The sequence below is a fragment of the Actinorhabdospora filicis genome (assembly GCF_030269765.1).
Lineage (GTDB): Bacteria > Actinomycetota > Actinomycetes > Mycobacteriales > Micromonosporaceae > Actinorhabdospora > Actinorhabdospora filicis.
Genome location: NZ_BSTX01000003.1, coordinates 22,182 through 45,399, shown reverse-complemented (window position 1 = coordinate 45,399; position 23,218 = coordinate 22,182). Strand labels below are relative to the sequence as shown.

The following is a 23,218-nucleotide window of genomic DNA, read 5'->3' as shown; positions in this document are numbered from 1 at the left end:
CGGCGCGGGGAGGGCGCGGGCCCTCCCCGTCACTCCCCGGCGACGGCGTCGATCTCGATCTCGACCAGCCACTCGGGGTCGATGAAGCGCGAGACCTCCACGAACGTGCAGGCCGGGCGCACCGCGGCGAACCGCTCGCCGTGGGCGCGCGCGGCCTCCCGCCAGGCCGTCACGTCGGTGAGCATGACGCGCGTGCGCACCACGTCGGCCAGCGACGCGCCCACCGCCGCCAGGGCGGCCTCGGCGATGTCGAAGCAGCGCACGGTCTGGGCGTACACGTCACCCACACCGACGGTCGTGCCGTCCTCACCGATGGGCGCGGTACCGGCCACCGACACGTACGGGCCCTGCCGGACCGCCCGCGAGAAACCGATCTCGGGCTCCAGGGGCGAGCCCGAAGAAGCGTGCGACCTCATGACGGCTTGATGTCCCCGACCGGGTTCGGGATCGCCCCGCCGAAGCGGCGGTCACGGCTGGCGTACTCCACACACGCCGCCCACAGGTGACGCCGGTCGAAGTCGGGCCACAGCACGTCCTGGTAGACGAACTCGGCGTAGGCGCTCTGCCAGATCAGGAAGTTCGAGCTGCGCTGCTCGCCCGAGGGCCGCAGGAACAGGTCCACGTCCCCGATGTCGGGGTTGTACATGTACTTCGAGACCGTCTTCTCGCTGATCTTGCCGGGCTTGAGCTTCCCGGCCGCGACGTCCTCGGCCATCCGCTCCATCGCGTCGGCCAGCTCGGCCCGCCCGCCATAGTTGACGCAGAACTGCAAGATCAGCTTGTCATTGTCCTTCGACATCTCCTGCGCCACCTCCAGCTCCTTGATGACGCTGCGCCACAGCCGCGGACGCCGCCCGGCCCAGCGCACCTGGACGCCCATCGCGTGCAGCTCGTCGCGGCGGCGGTGGATGACGTCGCGGTTGAAGCCCATCAGCCAGCGCACCTCATCGGGCGAGCGCTTCCAGTTCTCGGTGGAGAACGCGTAGGCCGACAGCTTCTTGATGCCCATCTCGATGGCGCCCTCGATGACGTCGAAGAGCACCGCCTCACCGCGCTTGTGGCCCTCGGTGCGGGCCAGGCCGCGCTCCTTGGCCCATCTGCCGTTGCCGTCCATGACGAGCGCGACGTGCTCGGGCACGAACTCCTTCGGGAGCAGCGGCGGGCGCGCTCCGGACGGGTGCGGCGACGGGGGACGGTACCGGGTCAATTTCTCTCCACTAGGGACAGTGAGCGCAGGTCGCGCTCCAGGTGCCATTGCAGGTGCGCGGCGATGAGGCCGCTGGCCTCCTTGCGGACGCCGTTCTCGCTGGCCGTGGCGGTCTTCCAGTCGCCGTCGGCCAGCGCGCGCATGAGGACCAGCGCCGAGGGCGAGGGATGCGCCGAGCCCGCCGGACGGCAGTCGCGGCACACACAGCCACCGGCGGGGATCGAAAAGGCGCGGTGATCGCCCTTGAGACCGCAGATGGCGCAGGCGATCAGCACCGGCGCCCAGCCGGCGTCGCGCATGCCGCGCAGGATGTAGGAGTCCAGGATCAGCGTGGACGGGTAGGCGCGCTCGGCCAGGACCCGCATCGCGCCCAGCGTCAGCTGGAACAGCCGCAGCGTCGCCTCCCCCTCGATGGGGGTGAGCCGCTCGGCGGTCTCGGCGATGGCCGAGGCGGCGGTGTAGGCCGCGTAGTCCTCGGCGATGCGCCGCCCGTACAGGTCGATGCCCTCGACCTGGCTGACGATGTGCAGGTTGCGGCCCTCGACCATCTGCAGGTCGATGTGCCCGAAGGGCTCCAGGCGCGCGCCGAACTTCGACGTGGTGCGCCGCACGCCCTTGGCCACCGCCCGGATCCGCCCGCCCCGCCGGGCGAGCATGGTCACGATGTGGTCGGCCTCGCCGAGTTTCTGCACGCGCAGCACCACCGCGTCATCGCGGAAGAGTCGCCTGCGCATCCCGGTCACCGGCCAATTGTGCCCTGCGGGTGTGACGCTCCTTCAGGTGCGCCCGGGGGCAGGAACGGCAGACCCGCCGGAGCGCCCTCCTCGATGAGCCGCAGCAGCGCGGCCGTGTCCAGGTGCTCCTCGACGAGGTCGCCCAGCACGTCCAGGACGCGCTCGCGCACCGCCGCGAACACCACGTCCGGCGCGGGGACGAACCCGTGCCGCCCGGCGGTGGCCGCCGCCTCGGCCAGCCACGCGCGGCGGAACGCGTCGTGCTCGAACGCGCCGTGCCAGTGCGTCCCGGCCACGCTCCCGGCGCGCGCACCCTCGCCCGAGCCGTCGGGGAGGGTGAAGAAGCGCTCGCCGGTGACGGTGTCGCGGCCGTGGTGGATCTCGTAGCCGCCCACGGGGATGTCGCCGTAGCGGCCGACGGGCGTGCGCAGGATCTTCTCGGCGTGAAACACCGTCTCCACCGGCAGCAGCCCGAGACCGGCCACCGTGCCCCGGCCGCTCTCCACGTCGTCGTGGACGCGCTCGCCGAGCATCTGGTAGCCGCCGCACAGGCCCAGGACGGGCTTCCCGGCCTCGGCGTGGGCGCGCACGGCCTCGTCGAGGCCGTTGGCGCGCAGCCACTCCAGGTCGGCCACCGTCGACTTGGAGCCGGGCAGCACGATCACATCGGCCCGTGACAGCTCACCCGGCTCGATGGTCATCCGCACCCGCACGCCCGGCTCGCAGGCCAGGGCCTCGGCGTCGGTGGCGTTGGACATGCGCGGCAGCCGGACCACGGCGATGTCGAGCCACTCACTGCCGCGCGGCGGTTGCGGGCGTCCCAGGACGCGCCCGTAGGCGACGTCGTCCTCGGCGTCCAGCCACAGGTCGAGGTGCCACGGGAGGACGCCGAGGGTGGGCCGCCCGGTGAGCTCCGCCAGCCGGTCGAGCCCCGGCTTGAGCAACCCCACGTCCCCGCGGAACTTGTTGATCACGAACCCGGCGACCAGCGCCTGATCGGCCGCCGACAGCAGCGCCACCGTCCCGAACAGCGAGGCGAAGACGCCGCCCTTGTCGATGTCGCCGACGACGAGGACGGGCATGTCCGCCGCGCGCGCCAGGCCCATGTTGACGATGTCGTGGTGGCGCAGGTTGATCTCGGTGGGGCTTCCGGCGCCCTCGCAGATCACCGCGTCGAACTCCCCGCGCAGCTCGGCGAGGGTGTCCTGAACGATCCCGGCCGCCAGAGGCCCCAGCCGCGCGAAGTCGGCGGCGTCGAGGAACCCGTAGGGCTTGCCGCGCAGCACGATCTGGCTGGAGCGGTCGCTGCCCGGCTTGAGCAGCACCGGGTTGAAGCGGACGTCGGGGGCCAGGCCGCTGGCGGCGGCCTGCATGGCCTGCGCGCGCCCGATCTCGCCGCCGTCGGGGGTGACGGCGGAGTTGTTGGACATGTTCTGCGCCTTGAAGGGCGCCACCCGCACCCCCTGCCGCCGCAGCCACCGGCAGATCCCGGCGGTCACCACGCTCTTGCCCGCGTCCGAGGTCGTCCCGGCGATGAGGAGTGCGCCACCGGCTCTTTTCTCCATGCCCCCGATCATCGATCATGGGACGGTGATCAATGCCTCCAGCCCCGTGCAGGCCCTCCTCGTCGTCGACGTCCAGACCGGCTACGTCACCGGTCCCGAAGGCGTGCCCGGTGGCCCCGCGCTGCTCACCGGGGTGGCCGGGCTGCTGGACGCGGCCCGCGCCGCGGGCGCGCTGGTCGTCCACGTCCAGAACGACGGCAAACCCGGCGACTCCGACGCGCCCGGGGAGGCGGGCTGGGCGCTGCACCTGGACGTCCTGCCCGGCGAACCGGTCGTGCGCAAGACGAGGGCCGACGCCTTCGAGGGCACCGAGCTGGCCTCGCTCCTGGCGGGCATCGAGGACGTGGCGGTGTGCGGGGTGATGTCGGACGTGTGCGTCAGCGCCACCGCGCGGGCCGCCGTCGCGTTGGGCAAGCGCGTCGTCGTGCCGCCGCAGGGGCACGCCACCCAGCCGATCCCGCCCTCGGAGTGGTTCGCGCGCGGCATCGACGCCGAGGCGGCGGCTCGGGCGGCGGAGTGGGCCTTGAGCGTGTACTGCGAGATCAGCCCGGACGTGGCCTTCACCCGGCGCTGACGGCGACCCCGTCCAAAATCATCTCCAGCCCCAGGTCGAAGTCGAAGTCCACCCCTGACGCCTCCGGCAGCACCGGATCGGGCGTCTCAAAGACCATCGACCCGAACAGCGCCGCCACCTGCGGGAACCGCTCCGGCTCGACCAGGCCCATGAGCGCGCGCCCGTAGGCGGCCTCCGCCTCGGCCTGGGTCTCCTCGCCGCGCCCGGCGGCCAGTTCCAGGGTCTGCCGCGCCGACTGGCGGACGTAGCCGCCGACCAGGGTCAGGACGCCGATCTTGCGCGCCCAGTCCAGGCGCGTGCCGGCCATGACCGCCAGCGCGCATTCCATCCACGCGATCACGTTCGGGCCGGAGGGCGCGCCGCTGGTCGGGACGGCCACCAGCCACGGCCGGGCCAGCAGGACCGCCCGCTGCGCCACCGCCCAGGCGCGCAGGCCCGCGCGCCAGCCCGCGTCGGCGATCACCGGCGGGTCGCCGAGGGCGGCGTCGTGCATGAGCTCCAGCAGCTCGTCCTTGGAGCCGACGTGGCGGTAGAGGGACATGCCGGTCACGCCCAGTCCGGCGGCGACCTTGGGCAGCGTCACCCCGGCCAGGCCGTCACGGTCGGCGAGGGCCACCGCGGCGGCGACGACGGTTTCCACGTCGAGGGTGGCGGGGCGTCCCAGGCGGGACGTCTCGGGCCGCCGCCAGAGCCTGCGCAGCTTGGCGGGCACCTCTTCGCTCATCGCCACATCTTGCCAGACCATGTTAGTTTCACTCTGATACTTTATCGACGAAACTAAGTCGGCCGCTCGTCCACCCCCGAGAAGGGCACCACCCCATGACCACCGAAGCGCTCCCCCGGGTCCAGCGCGGCCCGGTCCGCCGCGCCGAACGCGCCCTCGCCCCCGACCTCGCCAGGGGCGCGATGCTGCTGATCATCGCCCTGGCCAACGTCGCCGGGGTCGTCTTCGCCGGCGAGCCCGGCGTCGATACCAGTCCCAACGGCCCCGAGGGCGTCCTGAACTTCCTCATGTTCGAGCTCGTGCACGCCCGGGGCTACCCGGTCTTCGCGGTGATGTTCGGCTACGGCCTCGTCCAGCTCGCCCGCCGTCAGGACACCTCGGGCGCCACCCGGGCCGAGACGCGGAAGGTGCTGCTGCGCCGCAACGCGTGGCTGGTCGCCTTCGGCGTCGTGCACGCCGCGCTGCTCTTCTACGGCGACTTCCTGGGCGCCTACGGCATCGTCGGGATCGCGCTGACCCTGCTCCTGCTGCGCCGGGGCGACAAGTTCCACCGGATCGTGCTGTGGCTGTGGGCCCTGACCATGATCGAGATGACCGTCCTGGCCGTCATCACCTGGATCCAGATCACCGGCGCGAGCGGCGACACCGGCATCACCACCAAGCTGATCGGCTCCATGTCCACCGGCGACTTCTTCGCCGCCATGGGCCACCGCCTGGCCGAGTGGCCCGGGCACACCCTGACCGTGGTCCCCTTCGCGATGATCGCGTGGCTGGGCATGTGGGCCGCGCGCCGCCGCGTCCTGGAGGACCCCGGCGCGCACCTGAAACTGCTGCGCCGCACCGCCGTCATCGGCCTCGGCTTCGCCATCGCCGGTGGCCTGCCCAACGCGCTGATCGCCGCCGGATGGCTGCGCACGAGCGAGTCGGCGGCGTCCCTGGCGTCGCTGGTCTACGGCGGCACGGGCATGTTCGCCGGACCCGGCTACGTCGCCCTGTTCGGGCTCATCGCCCTGCGCCTCGGCCAGAGGCGCGGACGCGTCACGAACGCGCTGGTGGCCCTGGGACAGCGGTCCCTGTCGGGCTACCTCTTCCAGTCGATCGCCTGGACGGTCCTGCTCATGCCCTACGGCCTGCACCTGGCCGACCGGACGCCCAGCCCGGCCTTCGCGGGCGTGGTCATCGCGGTGGCGGTGTGGCTGGCCAGCGTCCTGCTGGCCCGCTGGCTGGACCTGCGCGGCAGCACCGGCCCGGCCGAGAAGCTGCTGCGGCGGCTCACCTACGGCCGCCGCTGAGCGCGTACCGGGCCCCGCGAGGGGCCCGGTCCCAGGCTAGAAACCCAGCCGCTGGAGCAGCTTCGGGTTGCGCTGCCAGTCCTTGGCGACCCGCACGTGCAGGTCGAGGTAGACGCGCGTGCCCAGCAGCTTGGCGATCTCGCGGCGGGCCTGCGTGCCCACCTGCTTCATGCGCGAGCCGCCCTTGCCGATGACGATGGCCTTCTGGCTGGGCCGCTCGACGTAGATGTCGGCGTAGATGCGCTTGCGCTCGGCGCCTTCGCTCTCCTCGTCCAGGAACTCCTCGACGACCACGGCGATGGAGTGCGGGAGCTCGTCGCGGACGCCTTCGAGGGCGGCCTCGCGGATCAGCTCGGCGACCATGACCCGCTCGGGCTCGTCGGTGATCATGTGGTCGGGGTAGAGCTGCGGCGACTCCGGCAGCAGCTTGGAGATCACCCCGACGAGGGTCTCCACGTTCTCGCCGCTGACCGCGCTGCACGGGACGACGTCGGCGAAGGGCGCCATCTCGGCGACCTCCATCAGCCGGCGGGCCAGATCGCTCTTGGACACCAGGTCGATCTTGGTGACCACGGCGATGACCTTCGCCTTGAGCTCCTCGATCTCCTTGGTGATCAGCCGGTCGCCGGGCCCGACCTTCTCATCGGCCGGGACGCACAGCCCGACCACGTCGGTCTCGCTCCAGGTGGCCCGCACCAGGTCGTTGAGGCGCTGCCCGAGCAGCGTGCGCGGCCGGTGCAGACCCGGGGTGTCGACCAGGATCAGCTGCGAGTCCGGGCGGTGCAGGATGCCCCGCACGACGTGCCGGGTGGTCTGCGGCCGGTTGCTGGTGATGGCGATCTTCGAGCCGATGATGGCGTTGGTCAGGGTCGACTTGCCCGCGTTCGGGCGCCCGACGAAGCAGGCGAAACCGGCACGGTAGGGCTCGTGATCACTCATTCCTTGATTCTGCCGTCCGACCCGGCGACATATACCGGCGCGTGGGCAGAAAGGTGACGCACGGCGGCCATTCCGCCCTCGTCGACCTCGGCGTCGGTCACCACGACCGCCGCCTCCAGCTCATCGGCACCGGCCGCCACCGCGTTGGCCACGGCCAGTTGCAGCGCCGACAGCGCCAGCCCAGGCAGCGTCACCGACGCCGCCGCGTAGGTGCGCCCGTCCCCGTCACGGACCGCCGCGCCCGACTCGGCCCCGATGCGCGCGCGGGCGCCCCGGGCCAGGATCAGCAGCTTGTTGTCCTCGGCGTGCAGCTCAAGCATCCGTACCCTCCTCCTCCGCCTCGGCGGACTCCTCCACGCGGCGCACCAGCACCGTGTCGATCCGGTTGCGCCGGCCCGTGGTGCCCTCCGCGGTCAGCGACAGGCCCGCCACGACGGCCTCCGCGCCCGGGATCGGGACCTTCCCGAGGGCCTGCGCGAGGAGACCGGAGACGGTCTCCACGTTCTCCTCGGCGATCTCCACGCCGAACAGCTCTTCCAGGTCCTCCACCGACAGCCGCGCCGAGACCCGCACCGAACCGTCGGGCAGGTGCTGGACCGGGGCGCGCTCCACGTCGTACTCGTCGGTGATCTCCCCGACGATCTCCTCCAGGATGTCCTCGATGGTGACCAGCCCGGCGGTGCCGCCGTACTCGTCGACGACCACCGCGATGTGCACGCGCGCGGCCTGCATCTCGCGCAGCAGGTCGTCCACCGGCTTCGACTCCGGCACGAACGTCGCCGCGCGCATCACCTCGCGGCAGACCACGTCGCGCTCGGACGGCAGCCGGATCAGGTCCTTGAGGTACACCACGCCCAGGATGTCGTCGACGTCCTCACCGACCACCGGGATCCGCGAGAAACCCGAGCGCAGCGCCAGCGCACGTGCCTGCGCGGCGGTCTTGTCGGCCTCTATCCACACCATCTCCGTACGCGGCACCATGACCTCGCGGACGATGGTGTCGCCCAGCTGGAACACCGAGTGGATCATCTGCCGCTCGCCGTGCTCGACCTCACCGCGCTGCTCGGCGATGTCGACCAGCTCGCGCAACTCGGTCTCGGTGGCGAACGGGCCCTCCCGGAAGCCCTTCCCGGGTGTGACGGCGTTGCCGACCAGGATCAGCAGCCGCGTCAGCGGCCCCAGCGCGTTGCCCAGGAACTTCACCAGGCCCGAACTGAACAGCGCCACCGGGTAGGCGTGCTGGACGCCGATGGTGCGCGGGCCGACGCCGACCACCACGTAACTGACCACGATCATCGACCCGACCGTGGTCAGCGCCGCCGCCCAGCCGGTGCCCCACGCGCCGAACGTGGTCAGCGCCACCAGCGTCGTCGCGCCGATCTCGCAGGCCAGGCGCAGCAGGAGCAGCAGGTTGATGTAGCGGGGACGGTCGGCGGCGATGACCTGGAGGCCGGCCGCACCCCGCACGCCCTCCCGGGCGAGCTCGGCCGCGCGGGCCGGGGAGATGCGCGACAGGGCCGCGTCAGTCATCGCCGAGAGCCCGGCCACGACCACGAGTGCGGCGGCCGTGCCGAGCAGTGAGGCGGTGGACATCAGCGCGTTCGTCGCCACTCGTCGAGCAGTTTGCCCTGGAGCCCGAACATCACCTTCGCCTCGTCGGGCTCGGCGTGGTCGTAGCCCAGGATGTGCAGGATGCCGTGCACGGTCAGCATGTGCATCTCGTCGGCGACGCCGTGCCCGGCCGCGGCGGCCTGCTTCTCGGCGACCTCCGGGCACAGCACGACATCGCCGAGCAGCGCCGGGGACGCCGGCTCGTCGGACTGCGGTCCCCGGTCGACCTGCATCTCGTCCATCGGGAACGCCAGGACGTCGGTGGGTCCCTTGCCGCCCATCCAGCGGTGGTTCAGCTCGGTCATGTACTCGACGTCCACGAGCAGGACGGACAGCTCGGCGAGGGGGTTGACCCCCATCTCGCCGAGCGCGAAGCGCGCCACGTCGAGGATGGAGTCGGTCTCCACCTCGTACCCGGACTCGTTGGCGATCTCGATGGACATGGTGCTTCCCCCTGGTCAGTGCCGCTGCTGCGGGCGGCGGTCGTTGCGGCGCTGGCGATGCTGTCCCTGGTCGCCGTCGTCCTCCTGCCGGTGGGTGGCGTCCCACTTGGCGTAGGCGTCGACGATGTCGCCGACGAGACGGTGCCGGACGACGTCGGCGCTGCCCAGGGTCGCGAAGTGCACGTCCTCGACGTCGGCGAGGATGTCGCGCACGACCTTCAGGCCGCTGACCGCCGCTCCCGGCAGGTCGATCTGGGTGACGTCACCGGTGACGACCACCTTCGAACCGAACCCGAGCCGGGTCAGGAACATCTTCATCTGCTCAGGGGTGGTGTTCTGCGCTTCGTCGAGAATGATGAAGGCGTCATTGAGCGTGTTGTGGGTGAGGATGAAGTCCTCGGTCACGTACAGGGAGTCGGCCGCGGCGACCTGGATGCACACCGCCTCCGCGCTGCCCTCGGCCGTGATGGACGCCAGGTGCCGCACAGGTGCGTCACCGGCGGTGTAGCCGCGCGACTTGCGGGCCGAGCGGAACGGCGCGAACGCCTCCGGCAGCCGCACCAGCAGGTCGTCCCCGTCGGTCTCGGTGACCGCGCCCAGCGAGCGGGCCAGGAAGACCACGTCCTCGCGCAGGCGCGGCGAGGCGCCCTTGTAGCGGACCAGGCCGGGGCCGTCGGCCTCGCCGTCGGCGTCCAGCAGGCCCTGCAGGAACGCGTGCCGCACCGAGGGCGTGTTGTACAGGTAGCCGTGCGGGGTGAAGTCGAGGGTCGTCTGCGGCGGCGCGCCCGGCATCAGCGGGACGGGCGCCTCCACCGCCAGCGACAGCGCGAAGGCGTAGGCGTCGGTCGGGACCTGCTTCGACGGGAAGCGCACGGCCCCCGACAGCAGCGGCAGACGGTAGGCACCCGGCTCGGCGGCCAGCTCGGCGGTGGTGAGGACCTGCTCGCCCTCGGCGTCGGAGGCCACGGCCCACAGGTGGTCGCCGGTGGCCAGCACCGACGCCCCGTCGCGCGCGGTGACCCGGAAGGTCTCCTTCACGCCCTGCGGGTACACGCCCAGCACCGGCGTCGGCTCACCGTTGGAGCCGACGACGAGGTCGCCGACGGTCAGCTCGCCGATGGGCCGCCAGCCCTCCGGCGTGAGGACCTTGGTGTCGACGGGCTGCGCGCGCCCGCGCATGTACGCCAGCGGCGCGACCTCGATCGTCCCGCTGGCCATCAGGCGCGGGATCGACTCGGGGTCGACCATGTCGTGCAGCGCGTCGTAGAGCGGCCGCAGGTACGGGTCGATCTTCTCGTTCAGCGTGCCGGGCAGGTAGCCGAGGCGCTCACCGGCCTCGACGGCCGGGCGGGTCAGGATGATGCGGCTGACCTGCTTGGCCTGGAGCGCCTGCACGGCCTTGGCCATGGCCAGGTACGTCTTGCCGGTACCGGCCGGGCCGATGCCGAACACGATGGTGTGCTCGTCGATGGCGTCGACGTAGTTCTTCTGGCCCACGGTCTTGGGGCGGATGGTGCGCCCACGCCGGGACAGGATGTTCAGCGTTAGGACCTCGGCGGGCCGCTCGCCGCCCACGGACTTTTCGAGCATGCCGAGGGTGCGGCGGGCGATGTCGACGGTGAGGGTCTCGCCCTTCTCGACGACCGCGATGAGCTCCTTGAAGAGCTTCTCGGCGTCGGAGTTGTCCTTGGGCGTTCCGGAGATGGTGATCTCGTCGCCACGGACGTGGACGTCGGCGCGCAGCGCGCGCTCAAGGTAGCGGAGGATCTCGTCATTGGATCCGAGCAGGCTCATCATCGTCCGCGGTTCCGCGACGGTGATCTTCAGCTGCGATTGTGGGGGAGTCGCGGAGGACGAATGCTCGGACATAGCCTCGGCCACGGGGGCCTACCGCCACCTGCTCTCACTACCGGGGACGGCGCAGGACCGTCGCTCGTCTGGGAGGTACATCTTATCGCCGGGGGGTCGTGTGCCGTCGAACGGAATTACCGACCGTCACTCTGTTCACCGGGGCCCGGGTTCACCCTCGGCCTTCGGGTGGCCCGGCTAGTCGGCCAGCATCGGCCCGAGCGGCCGCCCGCCGAGGACGTGCACGTGGAAGTGCGCGACCTCCATGCCGCTGTCCGGGCCCGTGTTCGCGATGAGCCGGTACCCGCCGGTCAGGCCCGCCTTCGCCGCCGCCTCGGTGGCCGCGGCCAGCACCTCGCCCGCCAGCTTCGGATCGGCCCCGGCGACCGAGGCCGCCACCTCGTGATGCTCCTTCGGGATCGCCAGGAGATGCACCGGCGCCTTCGGGGCGATGTCGTGGAAGACGAGCGCGGAGGGCGTCTCGTGGGCGATGGTCGCGGGAATCTCACCGGCGACGATGCGGCAGAACAGACAGTCGGCCATGCCGGGGATGCTACCGCCGCCGGGGGACGAAGGGGGATGGACCCGGCGGGCCGGGTTCACCGCTCCCCCGCCGCCAGCACGCGGTCGACGGCGTGGTCGAGCAGCGCCGCCGTCCCATCGGCCGACAGCGCCCCGGCGAGCAGCGACTGGGACATGCCGACGATCAGCGTGGCGAGCAGTTCGGCGTCGAGTTCGCTCGCGGCGGCGGCACCCGGGTCACCGCCGCGAGCGCGGTGGACGTGCGCGGCCAGGGTCCGCACGAGCAGCCGGTTGGGTGCGAGGGTCTCGGCGGGAACCGGTGGGTCGCCGATCAGCCGGGCGGCCTGGTAGGCGGTGAGGATCAGGGCCTCGTCGCGGCGGACGTCGTCCAAGGGCAGGAGCGCGCGCCCGATCGTGCGCAGCGCGGTACGCGGATCGGGCTCGGCGTCGAGGGCACCGAGCTGTTCGGTGAACCGGACGGCGATCACGCGGATGACGTCGTCGAGGGTGCCGAGCAGGAACTCCTTCTTCGTGCCGAAGTAGTACTGCACCAGGCGCACCGACATGCCGGCCTCGGCGGCGACGGCCTGGAACGTGGCCGCGCCCAGACCGCCGCGCACGATCACCCGCCGTGCCGCGGCGATGACCTGGCCGCGTCTCACCTCGTGGTCGGCCAAGCGTGGCACGGACCGCCTCCTCCGTCGTCGTCGAGCCGATGTCCGTCATGGTACGGCCATATCATTTAAGTGGTATGGTCATACCACCAAACGCGAAGGAGCCCGAGATGGCACGACGGGTCGGAGAGTTCACCAGCGCATCGGCGCGAGCCGGGTTCCTCCGGTGCTACGACGAGCTGGAGCGACTGTGGCCGGGGCGACCCGAGTCCACCGACGTCGCCACCCGCTTCGGCACGACGCGGGTCCATCTCCACGGCCGGGGCGAGGCGACGCCGCTGGTGCTGCTGCCCCCGCTCGGCGGAAACGGGCTGTGCTGGTACCCGCTGATCGGGCACCTGCCCACCGACCGGACCGTGATCGCGCCCGACACGATCGGGACGCCCGGCCGCAGCGAGCAGACCGCGCCGGTCACCACCGCCGCCGAGTTCGCCGCCTGGCTGGACGAGACACTCGCCGGACTCGGGGTCGCTCGCGCCCACGTGATGGGCTACTCCGAAGGCGCCTGGCACACCGCGCTGGCGGTCACCGGCGGCGCGCGGCGGCTGGCGAGCGCGACGTTCGTCGACGGCTCGACGCCGTTCACGCGCCTGCCGTGGCGGATCCTGCTGATGCTCCTGCGCGCGGGCCTGCGGCCGACGGAGAAGAACCTGCGCCGCTTCGGCGATCTGGCGATGCCCGACCGGCCGCCGACCGAACTGGAGGTCCGTCTCTCACGTGCCGCGCGCGGATATCGCCCCACCCTGCCGTGGCCGCGCGTCCTCCCCGACGAGGAACTGGCGGCCATTCGCGTCCCGGTACTCGCCGTCCTCGGCGGAAGGAGCCCCATCGGCAAGGCGTTCGAGGCCCGCGACCGGATCCTCGCCCACATCGGCGACTCGCGGGTGGAGATCGTCGAGGACGCCGCCCACGACCTGCTGTTCCACCGGCCGGGTGTGGTGATGCCGGAGATCCTGGGCTTCATCCGCGCCAATGAGCCGGTCGCGGCCTGAGTGGCCGGTTCTCCCGCCGCGCCGGGGAAGCGCGCCGGGAGAACCGGCCGGATCACGCTGACTCGCACCGGGTCTCACCGGTCTCGTGAGGTATCTCGGGGTATCTCCAGGTCACCCGGGGTCGCCCGGATCATGCCCCGCCGGCGCGGGCCGGCCGGGCCGTGCCGTCAGGTCAGATCGGGTCACCCGCGGGTCATGCCCGCCGGGCCACGCCGGCCGGCGGAAGCCGATACCGGTGCCCGAGGCCCGGCTGCCGAGATCCGGGCCCGAGGTCCCGAAACCCAGATCCGGCCCGGCACCCCGCCGAACCCTCCTATGCCTCCTAAGCCGGTGACTCCTCGTCCCGCCAGCCCCACTTCGGCACCGGCTGGTCCGAGACCAGCACTTCCGGGTCGTCCACGTTCGACACGTCCTTCGCGATCGCCGTCCCCCACTCCAGGTAGGCGACGAGGCGTTTGCGCAGGTGCGGGTCGTCGCTGACGCCGACCTCGTCGGCGGCGGCGATGAACGCGGTCACGAAGGCCGCGCGGGCCTCCTCGGGGATGTGCTTGCCGGCGTGGTGGCGCAGGAGGGCCTGGTGGCCTCCGTGCTTCTCCGTGTACACCTCCGGCCCGCCGAAGACCTCGGTGAGCCAGTCGGCGAGGTGCGCGGCGTGCTGGGGGCGCGGGGTCGTCCCGAAGACCTTGGACAGCTCGGGGTCGGTGGTGCAGCGCCGGTAGTGGGCCTCGGCGAGTTCGGCGAGCTTGTCGCGCCCGCCGATGAACTCGTAGATGGTCTGCTCGGTCATCTGTTCCCTTCCCTGGGAAAATCGCGGTCATGAGCGCACCGCTGTTCCTGGTCGAAACACTCCCATCGTCCGGTTCCTTCCTTCTTGACGGTCCGGAAGGACGCCATGCCGCCGACGTGCAGCGGCTGCGGTCGGGCGAGCGCGTGCTGCTCGCCGATGGACGTGGGGGGTCGTGTTCTACGACGGTTCGGGACGTCCGTAAGGGTGCTCTGGTGCTGCAGGTGGACGAGGTGTTCTTCGAGGAGCGCCCGGATCCGCTGATCACGGTGGCGCAGGGGCTGGCGAAGGGTGAGCGGGGTGAGCTGGCGGTTCAGGCGATGACGGAGGTCGGGGTCGACGTGATCCTGCCGTGGGCGGCGGCGCGCTCGATCGTGCAGTGGCGTGGCGATCGGGGCGTCAAGGCGCACGCGAAGTGGGTGTCGACGGCGCGGGAGGCGGCGAAGCAGGCCCGCCGGGCGTGGGTGCCGGACGTTCCGGCGCAGGTCACCACGAAGGCGCTGGCCGCTAGGGTCGGCGAGACGCCGTGCCTGGTGCTGCACGAGGAGGCGACGGAGTCGCTGTCGTCGGTGAAGCTGCCCGAGTCCGGCGGGCTGCTGCTGGTGGTGGGCCCGGAGGGGGGCGTCACGCCGGAGGAGCTGGACGCGTTCGTCGCGGCGGGCGCGACGCCGGTGCGGCTGGGACGCGAGGTCCTGCGCACCTCCACCGCCGGGGTGGCGGCGATCTCGGCGCTGTCGGTGCGGCTGGGACGCTGGTAACCGCCGAGGGCCGCCAGGGGGTCAGTGCCCGCCGAGCGCGGTGATCATCAGCTCGGCGACCCGGGTCGCCGACTGGGGGTTCTGCCCGGTGACCAGGCGGTCGTCGGCGACGGCGTGGACCGTCCACGGTTCGCCCTTGGTGTAGCGGGCGCCCTTCTCGGTGAGCCGGTCCTCCAGCAGGAACGGGACGACGCCGGTGAGCCCGACGGCCTCTTCTTCCTCGTTGCTGAACCCGGCGACCTCGCGGCCCTTGGCGAGCAGCGTCCCATTGGGCAGGCGCAGGCCGGTCAGGGCGGCCGGGCCGTGGCAGACGGCGCCGACGACGCCGCCGCGCTGGTGGATCTCGCCGCCGAGCCGCAGGAGCGGCCGGGCGTGCGGGAAGTCCCACATGGCGCCGTGCCCGCCGACGTAGAGGATCGCGTCGTAGTCGGCGGCGTCGAGGGTGTCGGCGGTGGGGGTGTCGGCGAGTTTGGCGCGGAGGGCGGGCTCGTCGAGGAACGCCTTGACCACGGGGTCGTCGGCCTCGGCGCCGTCGGCGGGCGGCGCGCCACCGGCCACCGAGACGAAGTCGATCTCGTAGCCGAACTTGGCGAACATCGCCGCCGGGTGTGCGGCCTCGCCGACGTAGTACCCGGTGGGACGGCCGGTGTCGCCCAGCTTGGCGTGGCTGGTGAGCGCGAGGAGGACGTGCTTGGTCATCTCTTCTCCTTTCGGGTTACCCGATCCAGCCAACGCCGATCGGGCGGCGGGCGGGGCGGAACGGCGAAATCGGCGCGCCCGATCGAAGAGCGATTACATAAACCTTCATTATCGACAGTCATCGATATCGGCCGCCCCCACGAACTCCCCCGGCTCGGCTAGCGTCGGCCACGGGCGGAGCCGACCGTCCACAGTGACCGGTGGAGCGTGCCGTGACCGACTACTGGGAGGACGACCTCCTCACCGCGGCGCGCGCCGACGCCGCCGCCCTCGAAGACCTCGCCGAACGCGTCACCGCGCTGCGGGCGACGGCCACCGACGCCGCCGGGCTGGCGACGGTGACCGTGGACGCCGGCGGCGTCCCGACCGACCTCGTCCTCGGCCGCAACGCCACCCGCCGGACGCCCGGCGAGCTGGCCGCCGTCATCCTCGCCACCATGCGCGCCGCCCAGGCGAAGCTCGCCGCGCAGGTCGAGGCGGCGGCCAGAGGCGTCCCGGGCCTGGACGACGCCACCCGCGCCGAGATCCTGGGCGAGTTCCGCGCGAGGTACCCGGAGGAGCGGCGATGACGGGGGCCATCAGGGTCGACATCGACGCCGTCGAGGAGCAGGCCCGGCAGATCCGGACGCGCGCCCGGCAGATCCGCGAGCAGGCGGACCTGGGCCGCTCGGCGGGAACGCCGCTCGGCGCCTACGGGCGCATGCCCGAACCCTTCGCGCAGGCGCTCGACCCGATCGACGCCGACCTCGCCTCGGGCCTGGAGACCTACGCCGAGGTCCTGGAGGCCGCGGCGGAGGCGCTGATGCGCGTGGTCGAGGCCTACACCGCCGCCGAGCGCGGCAACGCCGGCGCCTTCGACGCGCTCGGTTCCTTCTTCGGGCGCAGGAGCAAGGGGAGGCGCCGGTGACCGCCGCCGACCTGGGCGGCGACATCGCCGCGCTGCTGAACGGGATGGGCCTGGGCAAGCCGGACGGCGCCAACCTGGGCGTCCTCGGCGACCGCGCCGACCCGGGCGCGGCGCTGCGCGCGAAGTACCCGTGGGTGATGGTGAAGTTCGAGAAGCTCACCAGGCCGCTGGAGCAGCTGGAGGGCGTCCCGGCGGTCATCCAGGCCTACGCCGACCGCTGGCGCGCGGTGGGCGGGCAGGCCGGGGAGATCGGCGGCTCGGTGACCCGGTCCCTCCAGGACCTCTCGGGCCTGTGGGGGTCCAAGGGCGCGAGCGCCTACGAGACGTACATGACCCGCAACGCCGAGGGCCTGTACGGCCTGACCACGGGCGCGGCGGCCATGGCCGACATCGCGGTGGCCACCGGCGAGGTCGCCGCCGACATCCGCGAGCAGATCTTCGAGCTGGCCGCCAAGGCCGCCAGAGAGCTCATCCACAAGATCCCGCAGTGGATCGCCGAGCGCGGCGGCATGAGCCCGACGGTGAAGGTGGCGCTGCTGGCCGCGGCCGCCGCGCTGATCGCCGGTTTCCTGGTCACCGTCGCCTCGCGCATCAAGCTCCTGCGCGAGCAGCTGGACAAGTTCATCAAGCTGCTGGGCAACCTGCGCAGGCTCGTCGACGCCGCCCGCGACGTCCTGCGCCTGCCCGAGGCCGACAAGACCGGCCCGACGCTGCCGCCCGACCCCGACCGCAAGCCGAAGGGCACGCCCGAGCCGGAGTTCGGCGACCCGAACAAGGCCTGGGAGAACAAGGCGCTGAAGCAACTGGCCGAGGACGGCTACGACGTCACGCAGCGCCCGCCGCCGCGCGCCAACGGCCGCAAACCCGACGCCGACGTCGACGGCGAGTACTGGGACGCCACGGTCGCCGGGACCAACCACAACACCCTCCGCCGCGAGATCCTCGACAAGGTCGGCACCGGCCCGCACGACATCCAGGCCGACCGGATCCTGGTCGTCGTCCCGCCCGGCACCAGCGACGACGCCCTGCGCAAGGCGGTCTTCCACCCACCGATCCGGGGACTGCGGGAGATCAAGGTGTGGCGGGGCACAGGGCCCGTGGAGGACTTCTACCCGTAGGTGTCACACCCTCTTCGTAGGCTCCGCGCGAGAGATGGACCGCTCAGATCCCGCGGCGCCGCGAAGCCCATGGGACACACGGTCAGGAGGGGCGGGTGGGAAGGCCCCCCGCGAGAGCGCGCGGCCCGTTCGCGTCCATGCCCCGCCCCTCCCCCGCCCCTCCCCCAAACCCCCCCGGGACCCGTGCCCGGATACGCGAACGGGGCGGCCCGGCCGCCCCGTCCTCGCGTCGCTCGTGCGGGCTATGCCCGTTGATATGTCAGTGGCCGTTGAACGCGTCCCGCATGCGCGAGAAGAACCCGCCGCCACCGCGGTGGACCTCCACGACCTCCTCGTCGCGCATCTGCGCCAGGCGCTTGAGCAGGTCCTCCTGCTCGGGGTCGAGCTTGGTGGGCGTGCGCACGTCGAGGTGGACGAACAGGTCGCCGCGCGCGCCGCCGCCGCGCAGGCGGGGGACGCCCTTGCCGCGCACGCGCAGGGTCGAGCCGGGCTGCGTGCCGGGCGTGACGTCGACCGACTCCTCGCCGTCGAGGGTCTTGAGGGTGATGCGGGTGCCCAGGGCCGCCGCGACCATCGGGACCTTGATCTTGCAGTGCAGGTCGTCGCCCTTGCGGGTGAACACGTCGTGCTGGCGCTCGTGGATCTCCACGTAGAGGTCACCGGCGGGACCGCCGCCGGGGCCGACCTCGCCCTTGCCGGCCAGGCGGATGCGCATGCCGTCCTCGACACCGGCGGGGATCTTCACCGTCAGCGTCGTGCGGGTGCGCACGCGGCCGTCCCCGGCGCACTTCGCGCACGGGTTGGGGATGATCGTGCCGTAGCCGGAGCAGGTCGCGCACGGCCGCGAGGTGACCATCTGGCCCAGGATCGTGCGCTGCACCGACTGGACCTCGCCGGACCCGTCGCAGGTGTCGCAGGTGACCGGGGACGACCCGGCCGCCGCGCCCGAGCCCTCACACGTGCCGCACACCACGGCGGTGTCGACGGTGATGGGGGACTCCAGCCCGAAGGCGGCCTCCTCCAGGTCCAGGTCCAGGCGCAGGATCGCGTCGGAGCCCGGGCGCGTCCGCGAGCGCGGACCCCGCCGGGCGCCGCCCATCGGGCCGCCGGCCGCCCCGAAGAAGGCGTCCATGATGTCCTGGAAGTCCATGAAGGGACCGGCGCCACCCGCGCCGCCCATCCCGCCGCCACCGGGCGCGAGAGGATCGCCGCCGAGGTCCACGATCTGCCGCTTCTGCGGATCGGAGAGCACCTCGAAGGCGGCGTTGATGTCCTTGAACTTCTCCTGCGCCTCCGGGCTGGGGTTCACGTCGGGGTGGAACTCCCGCGCGAGCTTCCGGTAAGCCTTCTTCAGCTGGTCCGGGGTCGCGTCCTTGGCCACGCCGAGAATGCCGTAATAGTCCTTGGCCACGTGTGCTCTCATCGCCTCAACAGCTCAAACGGGTAATACATGGAACGGGTCAGTTCTGGGCGAGGACCTCGCCGACGTACCGCGCGACGGCGCGGACCGCCGCGATGGTGCCGGGGTAGTCCATCCGGGTGGGTCCGAGGACGCCGAGTCCGCCGACCACGTCCCCGGCGGGGCCGTAGCCGCTGCTGACCACGGAGGTCGCGCGCAGTCCGGCGATCTCGTTCTCGTCTCCGATGCGGATGTGCAGGGCGGCGGAGGTGTCCACCTCGCCGAGGAGCTTGAGGAGGATGACCTCCTCCTCCAGCGCTTCGAGGATAGGCCGCAGCGACCCGGCGAAGTCGAGGGCGTGCCGGGTGAGGTTGGCGGTCCCGGCCAGCGCGATGCGTTCCTCGCGGTGTTCGACCAGGGTCTCCAGGAGCACCGTGGACAGGCTGGTCATGGCCGGGCGCAGGGTGAGCGCGACCTCGTCCAGCATCGTCTGGATCAGCACGGGGGTCTCGGTGAGGCGCGCGCCGGAGAGCTTCTCGTTGATGAAGCGGCGCATGGCCAGCACGTCGTCCTCGCCGACCTGCCCGGGCAGTTCCACCAGGCGCTGCTCGACGCGCCCGGTGTCGGTGATCATGACGAGCATGAGCCGGCTGCCGGTCAGCGGGATCAGCTCCAGGTGCCGGACGCGGCTGCGCGACAGGCTCGGGTACTGCACGACGGCGACCTGCCGGGTCAGCTGCGCCAGCAGCCGCACGGTCCGGTGGACGACGTCGTCGAGGTCGAGGGCGCCGTCGAGGAAGCGGTGGACGGCGCGCCGCTCGGCGATCGAGAGCGGCTTGACCTGGCTGAGCCGGTCGACGAACAACCGGTAGCCCTTGTCGGTGGGCACGCGCCCGGCGGAGGTGTGGGGCTGATGGATGTAGCCCTCTTCCTCCAGGACCGCCATGTCGTTGCGGACGGTGGCCGACGACACCCGCAGGTTGTGCCGCTCCACGAGCGACTTGCTCCCGACGGGTTCCTGGGTCTCGACGTAGTCCTGGACGATGGCGCGCAGAATCGCGAGCTTGCGCTCATCCATCGGCATCGGGAGCCGCCCTCCTCACGCGTTCGCCCTGGCACTCGGCTCAATTGAGTGCCAGTCTACTGGCGTTCGGCGACAGTTCGCCCCCTCGATCACGGCGGAGTGATGCGGCCACCTTCGGTCACCAGCGCCGCCGTCCCGGCGAAGTCGTCGCGCGAGAGACGGTTGGACAGCTCATGGGCGGTGTTGTCCGGGTCGAGCGCCGGGCGCCCGTCGGCGGTCATCCGCGTCGCGTGCAGGACGCCGTCGACCCACGTGCCGTCGATGGCCAACGTCACACTCACCGTGGCACCGATCCCGCGGTTGCCCTCGGTGGCCAGCACCCGGTACCCGGCGAAGTTGCCCAGGCTGTAGGCGATGAGGCGGCCCTTGTAGAACTCCATGCCGCGCAGCACGTGCGGCCCGTGCCCCAGGACGAGGTCGGCCCCGGCGTCGATGACGGCGTGCGCGAAGCGCACCACGTCCCCGCGGTTCTCCCCGAGGAAGGTCTCCTCGCCGCGCACCACGTGGTCCCGGTCGCGGCCCTCTCCCCCGGCCTGCATGTTCACCACGACGAGGTCATTGCGCTCACCGGCGGCCTCGACCAGCGCGGCGGTGCCCTCGATGTCGTGGACGTCCTGCGACCACGAGTAGGGCGAGACGCCCAGGACCGCCACGCGCACGCCCTCGAAGGTCAGCTCGGCGTACTGGCCGCGCATCCCGGTGTACTCCACACCCGCCGCGCTGAAGGCCTCGCGGGTGTCGGCCAGGCCGTCGGTGCCGTAGTCGAGGGTGTGGTTGTTGGCCAGGTTGACCACGTCGAAACCGGCCTCGGCGATGACGCGCGCGTACTCCGGCGGCATCCGGAACGCGTCACAGTTGGCCACCGGCGGGTCACCGCACTTGCCGGACTTGGCGATCTCGGTGAGCGCGCCCTCGAAGTTGCCCGACAGCAGGTCACCGGCCAGGGCGGGGGCGACGGCGTCGAAGAAGCCCTCCGGCTCGGCCGGCAGCCGGTCGGGGGCCGAGCCCATGATGATGTCGCCGGTACCGGTGATGGTGATGGTCGGCGGCGCGGCCGACTCGGGGGTGACCGACGCGGTGGGCGCGATCGCCGCGCCCGGCCGGATCGAGGCGTCCCGGGCGGGCACCAGGATGACGGTGGCGGCACCGGCGGCGGCGATGACGGCCGCCAGCAGGGTGACTCCCAGCAGGCGGGGGTCGAAGCGGGGAGGGGCGGCGTGCCGGGGTCTTCGTCGTGCCATCGTGATCCTGTTCGGGCGGGCCGCCCGGGGGATCAGGGCAGCAGGTCTCGGACCACCGCGTCGGCCAGCAGCCGTCCGCGCAAGGTCAGCACCGCGCGTCCGTCGGCGAGCGCGGCGGAGTCCAGAAGTCCGTCGGCCGCCGCGAGCGTAGCCGCGTGGCGACCCGGCGCACGCAATGACGATACCGGCAGTCCCTCTGCGAGACGGATTCGCAACAGCACGTCCTCGATGTATTCATCTTCGGCGCTCAGCAGCTCGCGGCCGTGCCCGGGCGAGGCGCCCTCGGCGAGCCTGGCGGCGTAGGCCGAGGGGTGGCGGGCGTTCCACCAGCGGACGCCCCCGACGTGGCTGTGCGCGCCGGGCCCGTAGCCCCACCAGTCGCCGCCGCGCCAGTACAGGAGGTTGTGGCGGCAGCGGGCGGCCTCCGAGGCGGCCCAGTTGGAGACCTCGTACCAGCCGAGCCCGGCGGCGCTCAGGGCGGCGTCGGCGGCGAGGTAGCGGTCGGCGGCCACGTCGTCGTCGGGGACGGCGAGCTCGCCGCGGCGGACGCGCCCGGCCAGGCGGGTGCCGTCCTCCACGATCAGGGAGTAGGCCGAGACGTGGTCGACGCCGGCGCCGATGGCGGCGGTCAGGCTGGCGTCCCAGTCGGCGGCGGTCTCACCGGGCGTGGAGTAGATCAGGTCGAGGTTGACGTGCTCGAAACCGGCCTCGCGGGCCTCGCGGGCGGCCTCGACGGCACGTCCGGGGGTGTGCTTGCGGTCGAGGATCGCCAGGACGTGCCGCGCGGCCGACTGCATGCCCAGCGACACGCGCGTGAACCCGGCGGCGCGCAGTTCGCGCAGGTAGGCCGGGTCGACCGACTCGGGGTTGGCCTCGGTGGTGACCTCGGCGCCCGGCGCGAGCCCGAAGGCGTCGTCGACGGCGTGGAGGATGCGGCCCAGGTCGGCGGCCGGGAGCAGCGTGGGCGTCCCGCCGCCGAAGAACACCGTCTCGACGGGCGCCTTGACGCCGTCCAGCACGCGTTTGGACAGCGCGATCTCGGCGAGCACCAGGTCGGCGTACGACTCGCGCGTCACACCCCCGGCGAGCTCGGCGGCGGTGTAGGTGTTGAAGTCGCAGTACCCGCAGCGCGAGGCGCAGAAGGGGATGTGGACGTACACACCGAAACCGCGCTCACCCGCGCGGGCGAGGGCGGTGGCGGGAAGCTCACCGGTGGCGGGGACCGGCTCACCGTCCGGCAGTACTCCAGGCACGGGCGCTAGCGTACGGGCATGCCGACTGACACACCCAGCCAGCTCGTCCGCCATACCACCACAAATGGGGTGGCGACCATCACCCTCGACAGCGACCACAACCGCAACGCGCTGTCGACGCCGCTGATGGAGCAGTTCCTGTCCGCCCTCGACGACGCCGCCACCGACGATGACGCGCGCGTCGTCGTCCTCGACCACACCGGGACGGTCTTCTGCTCCGGCGCCGACCTCACCGAGACCGCCGCCGCGCGCGAGGCCGGGCAGGTACCGGCCGCCAAGCTGGTGGACCTGCTGGCGGCCCTGTGGGAGCACCCCAAGCCGATCGTGGCCAAGGTCGGCGGCCCCGCCCGCGCCGGCGGCCTGGGCCTGATCGCCGCCGCCGACATCGCCGTCTGCCGCACCGACTCCACCTTCGCCTTCAGCGAGGTCCGCCTCGGCGTGATCCCGGCGGTGATCTCGGCGACCGTGCTGCGCCGCCTGTCGCCGCGCGCGGCCGCCGAGCTGTATCTGACCGGCGAGGTCTTCGACGGATACCGCGCGGCGAGTGTGGGTCTGGTCACCCGCGCCGTCCCGCCCTCCGAACTCGACACCACGGTCATGAACTATGTGTCCGCGCTGGTCAAGGGCGCCCCCGGGGCCCTGTCCGGAGCCAAGGCACTGCTGCGGCGCAGACACGACACCGATATCCGCGCCGAGCTGAGCGAACTCGCCGCCGAGTCCGCCGCGTTCTTCCTGTCGGAGGAGGGCCGCGAGGGTGTGGCGGCCTTCCGCGAACGTCGGGACCCCCGGTGGATGCCGCCGGTTGTTGCCGAGCCGTAACCTCGATGAGACCCAACTGACGAGGAGGTGC

At 72.2% G+C, this 23,218-nt stretch carries 25 protein-coding genes and 2 pseudogenes; 8 read left to right on the top strand and 19 right to left on the bottom strand.

Going from position 1 to position 23,218, the window contains the following annotated elements:
* Nucleotides 1–29: 29 nt before the first annotated feature.
* The 4 genes from QSK10_RS20565 to QSK10_RS20550 are packed head-to-tail and all read right to left on the bottom strand — an operon-like array spanning nt 30 to nt 3,506.
* Complete coding sequence (locus QSK10_RS20565; protein ID WP_285664535.1) at nt 30–416, bottom strand: RidA family protein; 387 nt, start codon at nt 414–416, stop codon at nt 30–32.
* A complete protein-coding gene (locus QSK10_RS20560; RefSeq protein ID WP_285664534.1) occupies nt 413–1,207 on the bottom strand; it encodes an isoprenyl transferase in 795 nt (264 codons plus the stop codon). The genes QSK10_RS20565 and QSK10_RS20560 overlap by 4 nt, the downstream gene beginning before the upstream one ends.
* Nucleotides 1,204–1,950: a DNA repair protein RecO gene (gene recO, locus QSK10_RS20555; protein ID WP_285664533.1), complete on the bottom strand. Its 747-nt coding sequence runs from the start codon at nt 1,948–1,950 to the stop codon at nt 1,204–1,206. The genes QSK10_RS20560 and recO overlap by 4 nt, the downstream gene beginning before the upstream one ends.
* Complete coding sequence (locus QSK10_RS20550) at nt 1,947–3,506, bottom strand: cobyric acid synthase (protein ID WP_285664532.1); 1,560 nt, start codon at nt 3,504–3,506, stop codon at nt 1,947–1,949. Before QSK10_RS20550 ends, recO begins: the two co-directional genes overlap by 4 nt.
* A 25-nt stretch (nt 3,507–3,531) precedes the next feature.
* On the opposite strand from QSK10_RS20550, the gene QSK10_RS20545 reads away from it, so the two are divergent.
* On the top strand, nt 3,532–4,080 hold the full coding sequence (locus QSK10_RS20545) for a cysteine hydrolase family protein (protein WP_285664531.1): 549 nt from the start codon (nt 3,532–3,534) through the stop codon (nt 4,078–4,080).
* Here QSK10_RS20545 and QSK10_RS20540 read toward each other — a convergent pair.
* On the bottom strand, nt 4,067–4,804 hold the full coding sequence (locus QSK10_RS20540) for a TetR/AcrR family transcriptional regulator (RefSeq protein ID WP_285664530.1): 738 nt from the start codon (nt 4,802–4,804) through the stop codon (nt 4,067–4,069). The two genes, QSK10_RS20545 and QSK10_RS20540, sit on opposite strands and share 14 nt — an antisense overlap.
* A gap of 95 nt (nt 4,805–4,899) precedes the next feature.
* On the opposite strand from QSK10_RS20540, the gene QSK10_RS20535 reads away from it, so the two are divergent.
* Nucleotides 4,900–6,096 carry a DUF418 domain-containing protein gene (locus tag QSK10_RS20535; RefSeq protein ID WP_285664529.1) on the top strand — a complete coding sequence of 399 codons (1,197 nt, stop codon included), beginning with the start codon at nt 4,900–4,902 and terminating at the stop codon, nt 6,094–6,096.
* A gap of 36 nt (nt 6,097–6,132) precedes the next feature.
* On the opposite strand, the gene era is transcribed toward QSK10_RS20535, so the two are convergent.
* From era to QSK10_RS20495, 8 genes and pseudogenes are all read right to left on the bottom strand, one after another.
* A complete protein-coding gene (era, locus tag QSK10_RS20530; RefSeq protein WP_285664528.1) occupies nt 6,133–7,035 on the bottom strand; it encodes a GTPase Era in 903 nt (300 codons plus the stop codon).
* Complete coding sequence (locus QSK10_RS20525; RefSeq protein WP_285664527.1) at nt 7,032–7,355, bottom strand: cytidine deaminase; 324 nt, start codon at nt 7,353–7,355, stop codon at nt 7,032–7,034. Before QSK10_RS20525 ends, era begins: the two co-directional genes overlap by 4 nt.
* Nucleotides 7,348–8,628: a hemolysin family protein gene (locus QSK10_RS20520; protein WP_349497700.1), complete on the bottom strand. Its 1,281-nt coding sequence runs from the start codon at nt 8,626–8,628 to the stop codon at nt 7,348–7,350. The genes QSK10_RS20525 and QSK10_RS20520 overlap by 8 nt, the downstream gene beginning before the upstream one ends.
* The gene (gene ybeY / locus QSK10_RS20515) at nt 8,628–9,089 is read right to left on the bottom strand and encodes an rRNA maturation RNase YbeY (RefSeq protein ID WP_285664526.1); all 462 of its coding nucleotides are present in this window, start codon (nt 9,087–9,089) and stop codon (nt 8,628–8,630) included. The genes QSK10_RS20520 and ybeY overlap by 1 nt, the downstream gene beginning before the upstream one ends.
* Nucleotides 9,090–9,104: 15 nt before the next feature.
* Nucleotides 9,105–9,467: pseudogene (locus QSK10_RS20510) on the bottom strand (PhoH family protein); the annotation flags it as partial.
* A gap of 789 nt (nt 9,468–10,256) precedes the next feature.
* Nucleotides 10,257–10,958 (bottom strand): annotated as a pseudogene (locus QSK10_RS20505) (PhoH family protein); the annotation flags it as partial.
* A 177-nt stretch (nt 10,959–11,135) separates the two neighbouring features.
* On the bottom strand, nt 11,136–11,480 hold the full coding sequence (locus QSK10_RS20500) for an HIT domain-containing protein (RefSeq protein ID WP_285664525.1): 345 nt from the start codon (nt 11,478–11,480) through the stop codon (nt 11,136–11,138).
* A gap of 56 nt (nt 11,481–11,536) precedes the next feature.
* The gene (locus QSK10_RS20495; protein WP_285664524.1) at nt 11,537–12,145 is read right to left on the bottom strand and encodes a TetR/AcrR family transcriptional regulator; all 609 of its coding nucleotides are present in this window, start codon (nt 12,143–12,145) and stop codon (nt 11,537–11,539) included.
* A 98-nt stretch (nt 12,146–12,243) separates the two neighbouring features.
* On the opposite strand from QSK10_RS20495, the gene QSK10_RS20490 reads away from it, so the two are divergent.
* Nucleotides 12,244–13,125, top strand: a complete 882-nt coding sequence (locus QSK10_RS20490) for an alpha/beta fold hydrolase (protein ID WP_285664523.1) — start codon at nt 12,244–12,246, stop codon at nt 13,123–13,125.
* Between the two features lie 322 nt (nt 13,126–13,447).
* On the opposite strand, the gene QSK10_RS20485 is transcribed toward QSK10_RS20490, so the two are convergent.
* A complete protein-coding gene (locus QSK10_RS20485; protein ID WP_285664522.1) occupies nt 13,448–13,912 on the bottom strand; it encodes a group II truncated hemoglobin in 465 nt (154 codons plus the stop codon).
* A 29-nt stretch (nt 13,913–13,941) separates the two neighbouring features.
* Here QSK10_RS20485 and QSK10_RS20480 point away from each other — a divergent pair, with 29 nt between their 5' ends.
* A complete protein-coding gene (locus QSK10_RS20480) occupies nt 13,942–14,667 on the top strand; it encodes a 16S rRNA (uracil(1498)-N(3))-methyltransferase (protein ID WP_285664521.1) in 726 nt (241 codons plus the stop codon).
* Between the two features lie 21 nt (nt 14,668–14,688).
* Here the strand turns inward: QSK10_RS20480 and QSK10_RS20475 are convergent, their stop codons facing one another.
* Nucleotides 14,689–15,366 carry a type 1 glutamine amidotransferase domain-containing protein gene (locus tag QSK10_RS20475; RefSeq protein WP_285664519.1) on the bottom strand — a complete coding sequence of 226 codons (678 nt, stop codon included), beginning with the start codon at nt 15,364–15,366 and terminating at the stop codon, nt 14,689–14,691.
* Nucleotides 15,367–15,578: 212 nt separating this feature from the next.
* Here QSK10_RS20475 and QSK10_RS20470 point away from each other — a divergent pair, with 212 nt between their 5' ends.
* From QSK10_RS20470 to QSK10_RS20460, 3 genes are read left to right on the top strand one after another with little or no spacing between them, the layout of a single operon-like run.
* A complete protein-coding gene (locus tag QSK10_RS20470) occupies nt 15,579–15,935 on the top strand; it encodes a YbaB/EbfC family nucleoid-associated protein (RefSeq protein ID WP_285664518.1) in 357 nt (118 codons plus the stop codon).
* Nucleotides 15,932–16,273: a hypothetical protein gene (locus tag QSK10_RS20465; RefSeq protein ID WP_285664517.1), complete on the top strand. Its 342-nt coding sequence runs from the start codon at nt 15,932–15,934 to the stop codon at nt 16,271–16,273. The genes QSK10_RS20470 and QSK10_RS20465 overlap by 4 nt, the downstream gene beginning before the upstream one ends.
* The gene (locus tag QSK10_RS20460) at nt 16,270–17,391 is read left to right on the top strand and encodes a hypothetical protein (RefSeq protein WP_285664516.1); all 1,122 of its coding nucleotides are present in this window, start codon (nt 16,270–16,272) and stop codon (nt 17,389–17,391) included. Before QSK10_RS20465 ends, QSK10_RS20460 begins: the two co-directional genes overlap by 4 nt.
* A 259-nt stretch (nt 17,392–17,650) precedes the next feature.
* Here QSK10_RS20460 and dnaJ read toward each other — a convergent pair whose 3' ends face one another.
* The 4 genes from dnaJ to hemW all read right to left on the bottom strand — a co-directional run bounded on the left by dnaJ (nt 17,651) and on the right by hemW (nt 22,422).
* A complete protein-coding gene (dnaJ, locus tag QSK10_RS20455; protein ID WP_285665388.1) occupies nt 17,651–18,802 on the bottom strand; it encodes a molecular chaperone DnaJ in 1,152 nt (383 codons plus the stop codon).
* A 49-nt stretch (nt 18,803–18,851) separates the two neighbouring features.
* Complete coding sequence (gene hrcA / locus QSK10_RS20450; RefSeq protein WP_285664515.1) at nt 18,852–19,874, bottom strand: heat-inducible transcriptional repressor HrcA; 1,023 nt, start codon at nt 19,872–19,874, stop codon at nt 18,852–18,854.
* Nucleotides 19,875–19,963: 89 nt separating this feature from the next.
* A complete protein-coding gene (locus QSK10_RS20445) occupies nt 19,964–21,115 on the bottom strand; it encodes a CapA family protein (RefSeq protein WP_285664513.1) in 1,152 nt (383 codons plus the stop codon).
* A 32-nt stretch (nt 21,116–21,147) separates the two neighbouring features.
* Nucleotides 21,148–22,422 (bottom strand): radical SAM family heme chaperone HemW, encoded by a 1,275-nt coding sequence (gene hemW, locus QSK10_RS20440; protein ID WP_285664512.1) that lies wholly within the window; start codon nt 22,420–22,422, stop codon nt 21,148–21,150.
* Between hemW and QSK10_RS20435 the strand changes: the two genes are divergently transcribed.
* Complete coding sequence (locus tag QSK10_RS20435) at nt 22,387–23,187, top strand: enoyl-CoA hydratase-related protein (RefSeq protein WP_285664511.1); 801 nt, start codon at nt 22,387–22,389, stop codon at nt 23,185–23,187. The two genes, hemW and QSK10_RS20435, sit on opposite strands and share 36 nt — an antisense overlap.
* Nucleotides 23,188–23,218 lie beyond the last annotated feature (31 nt).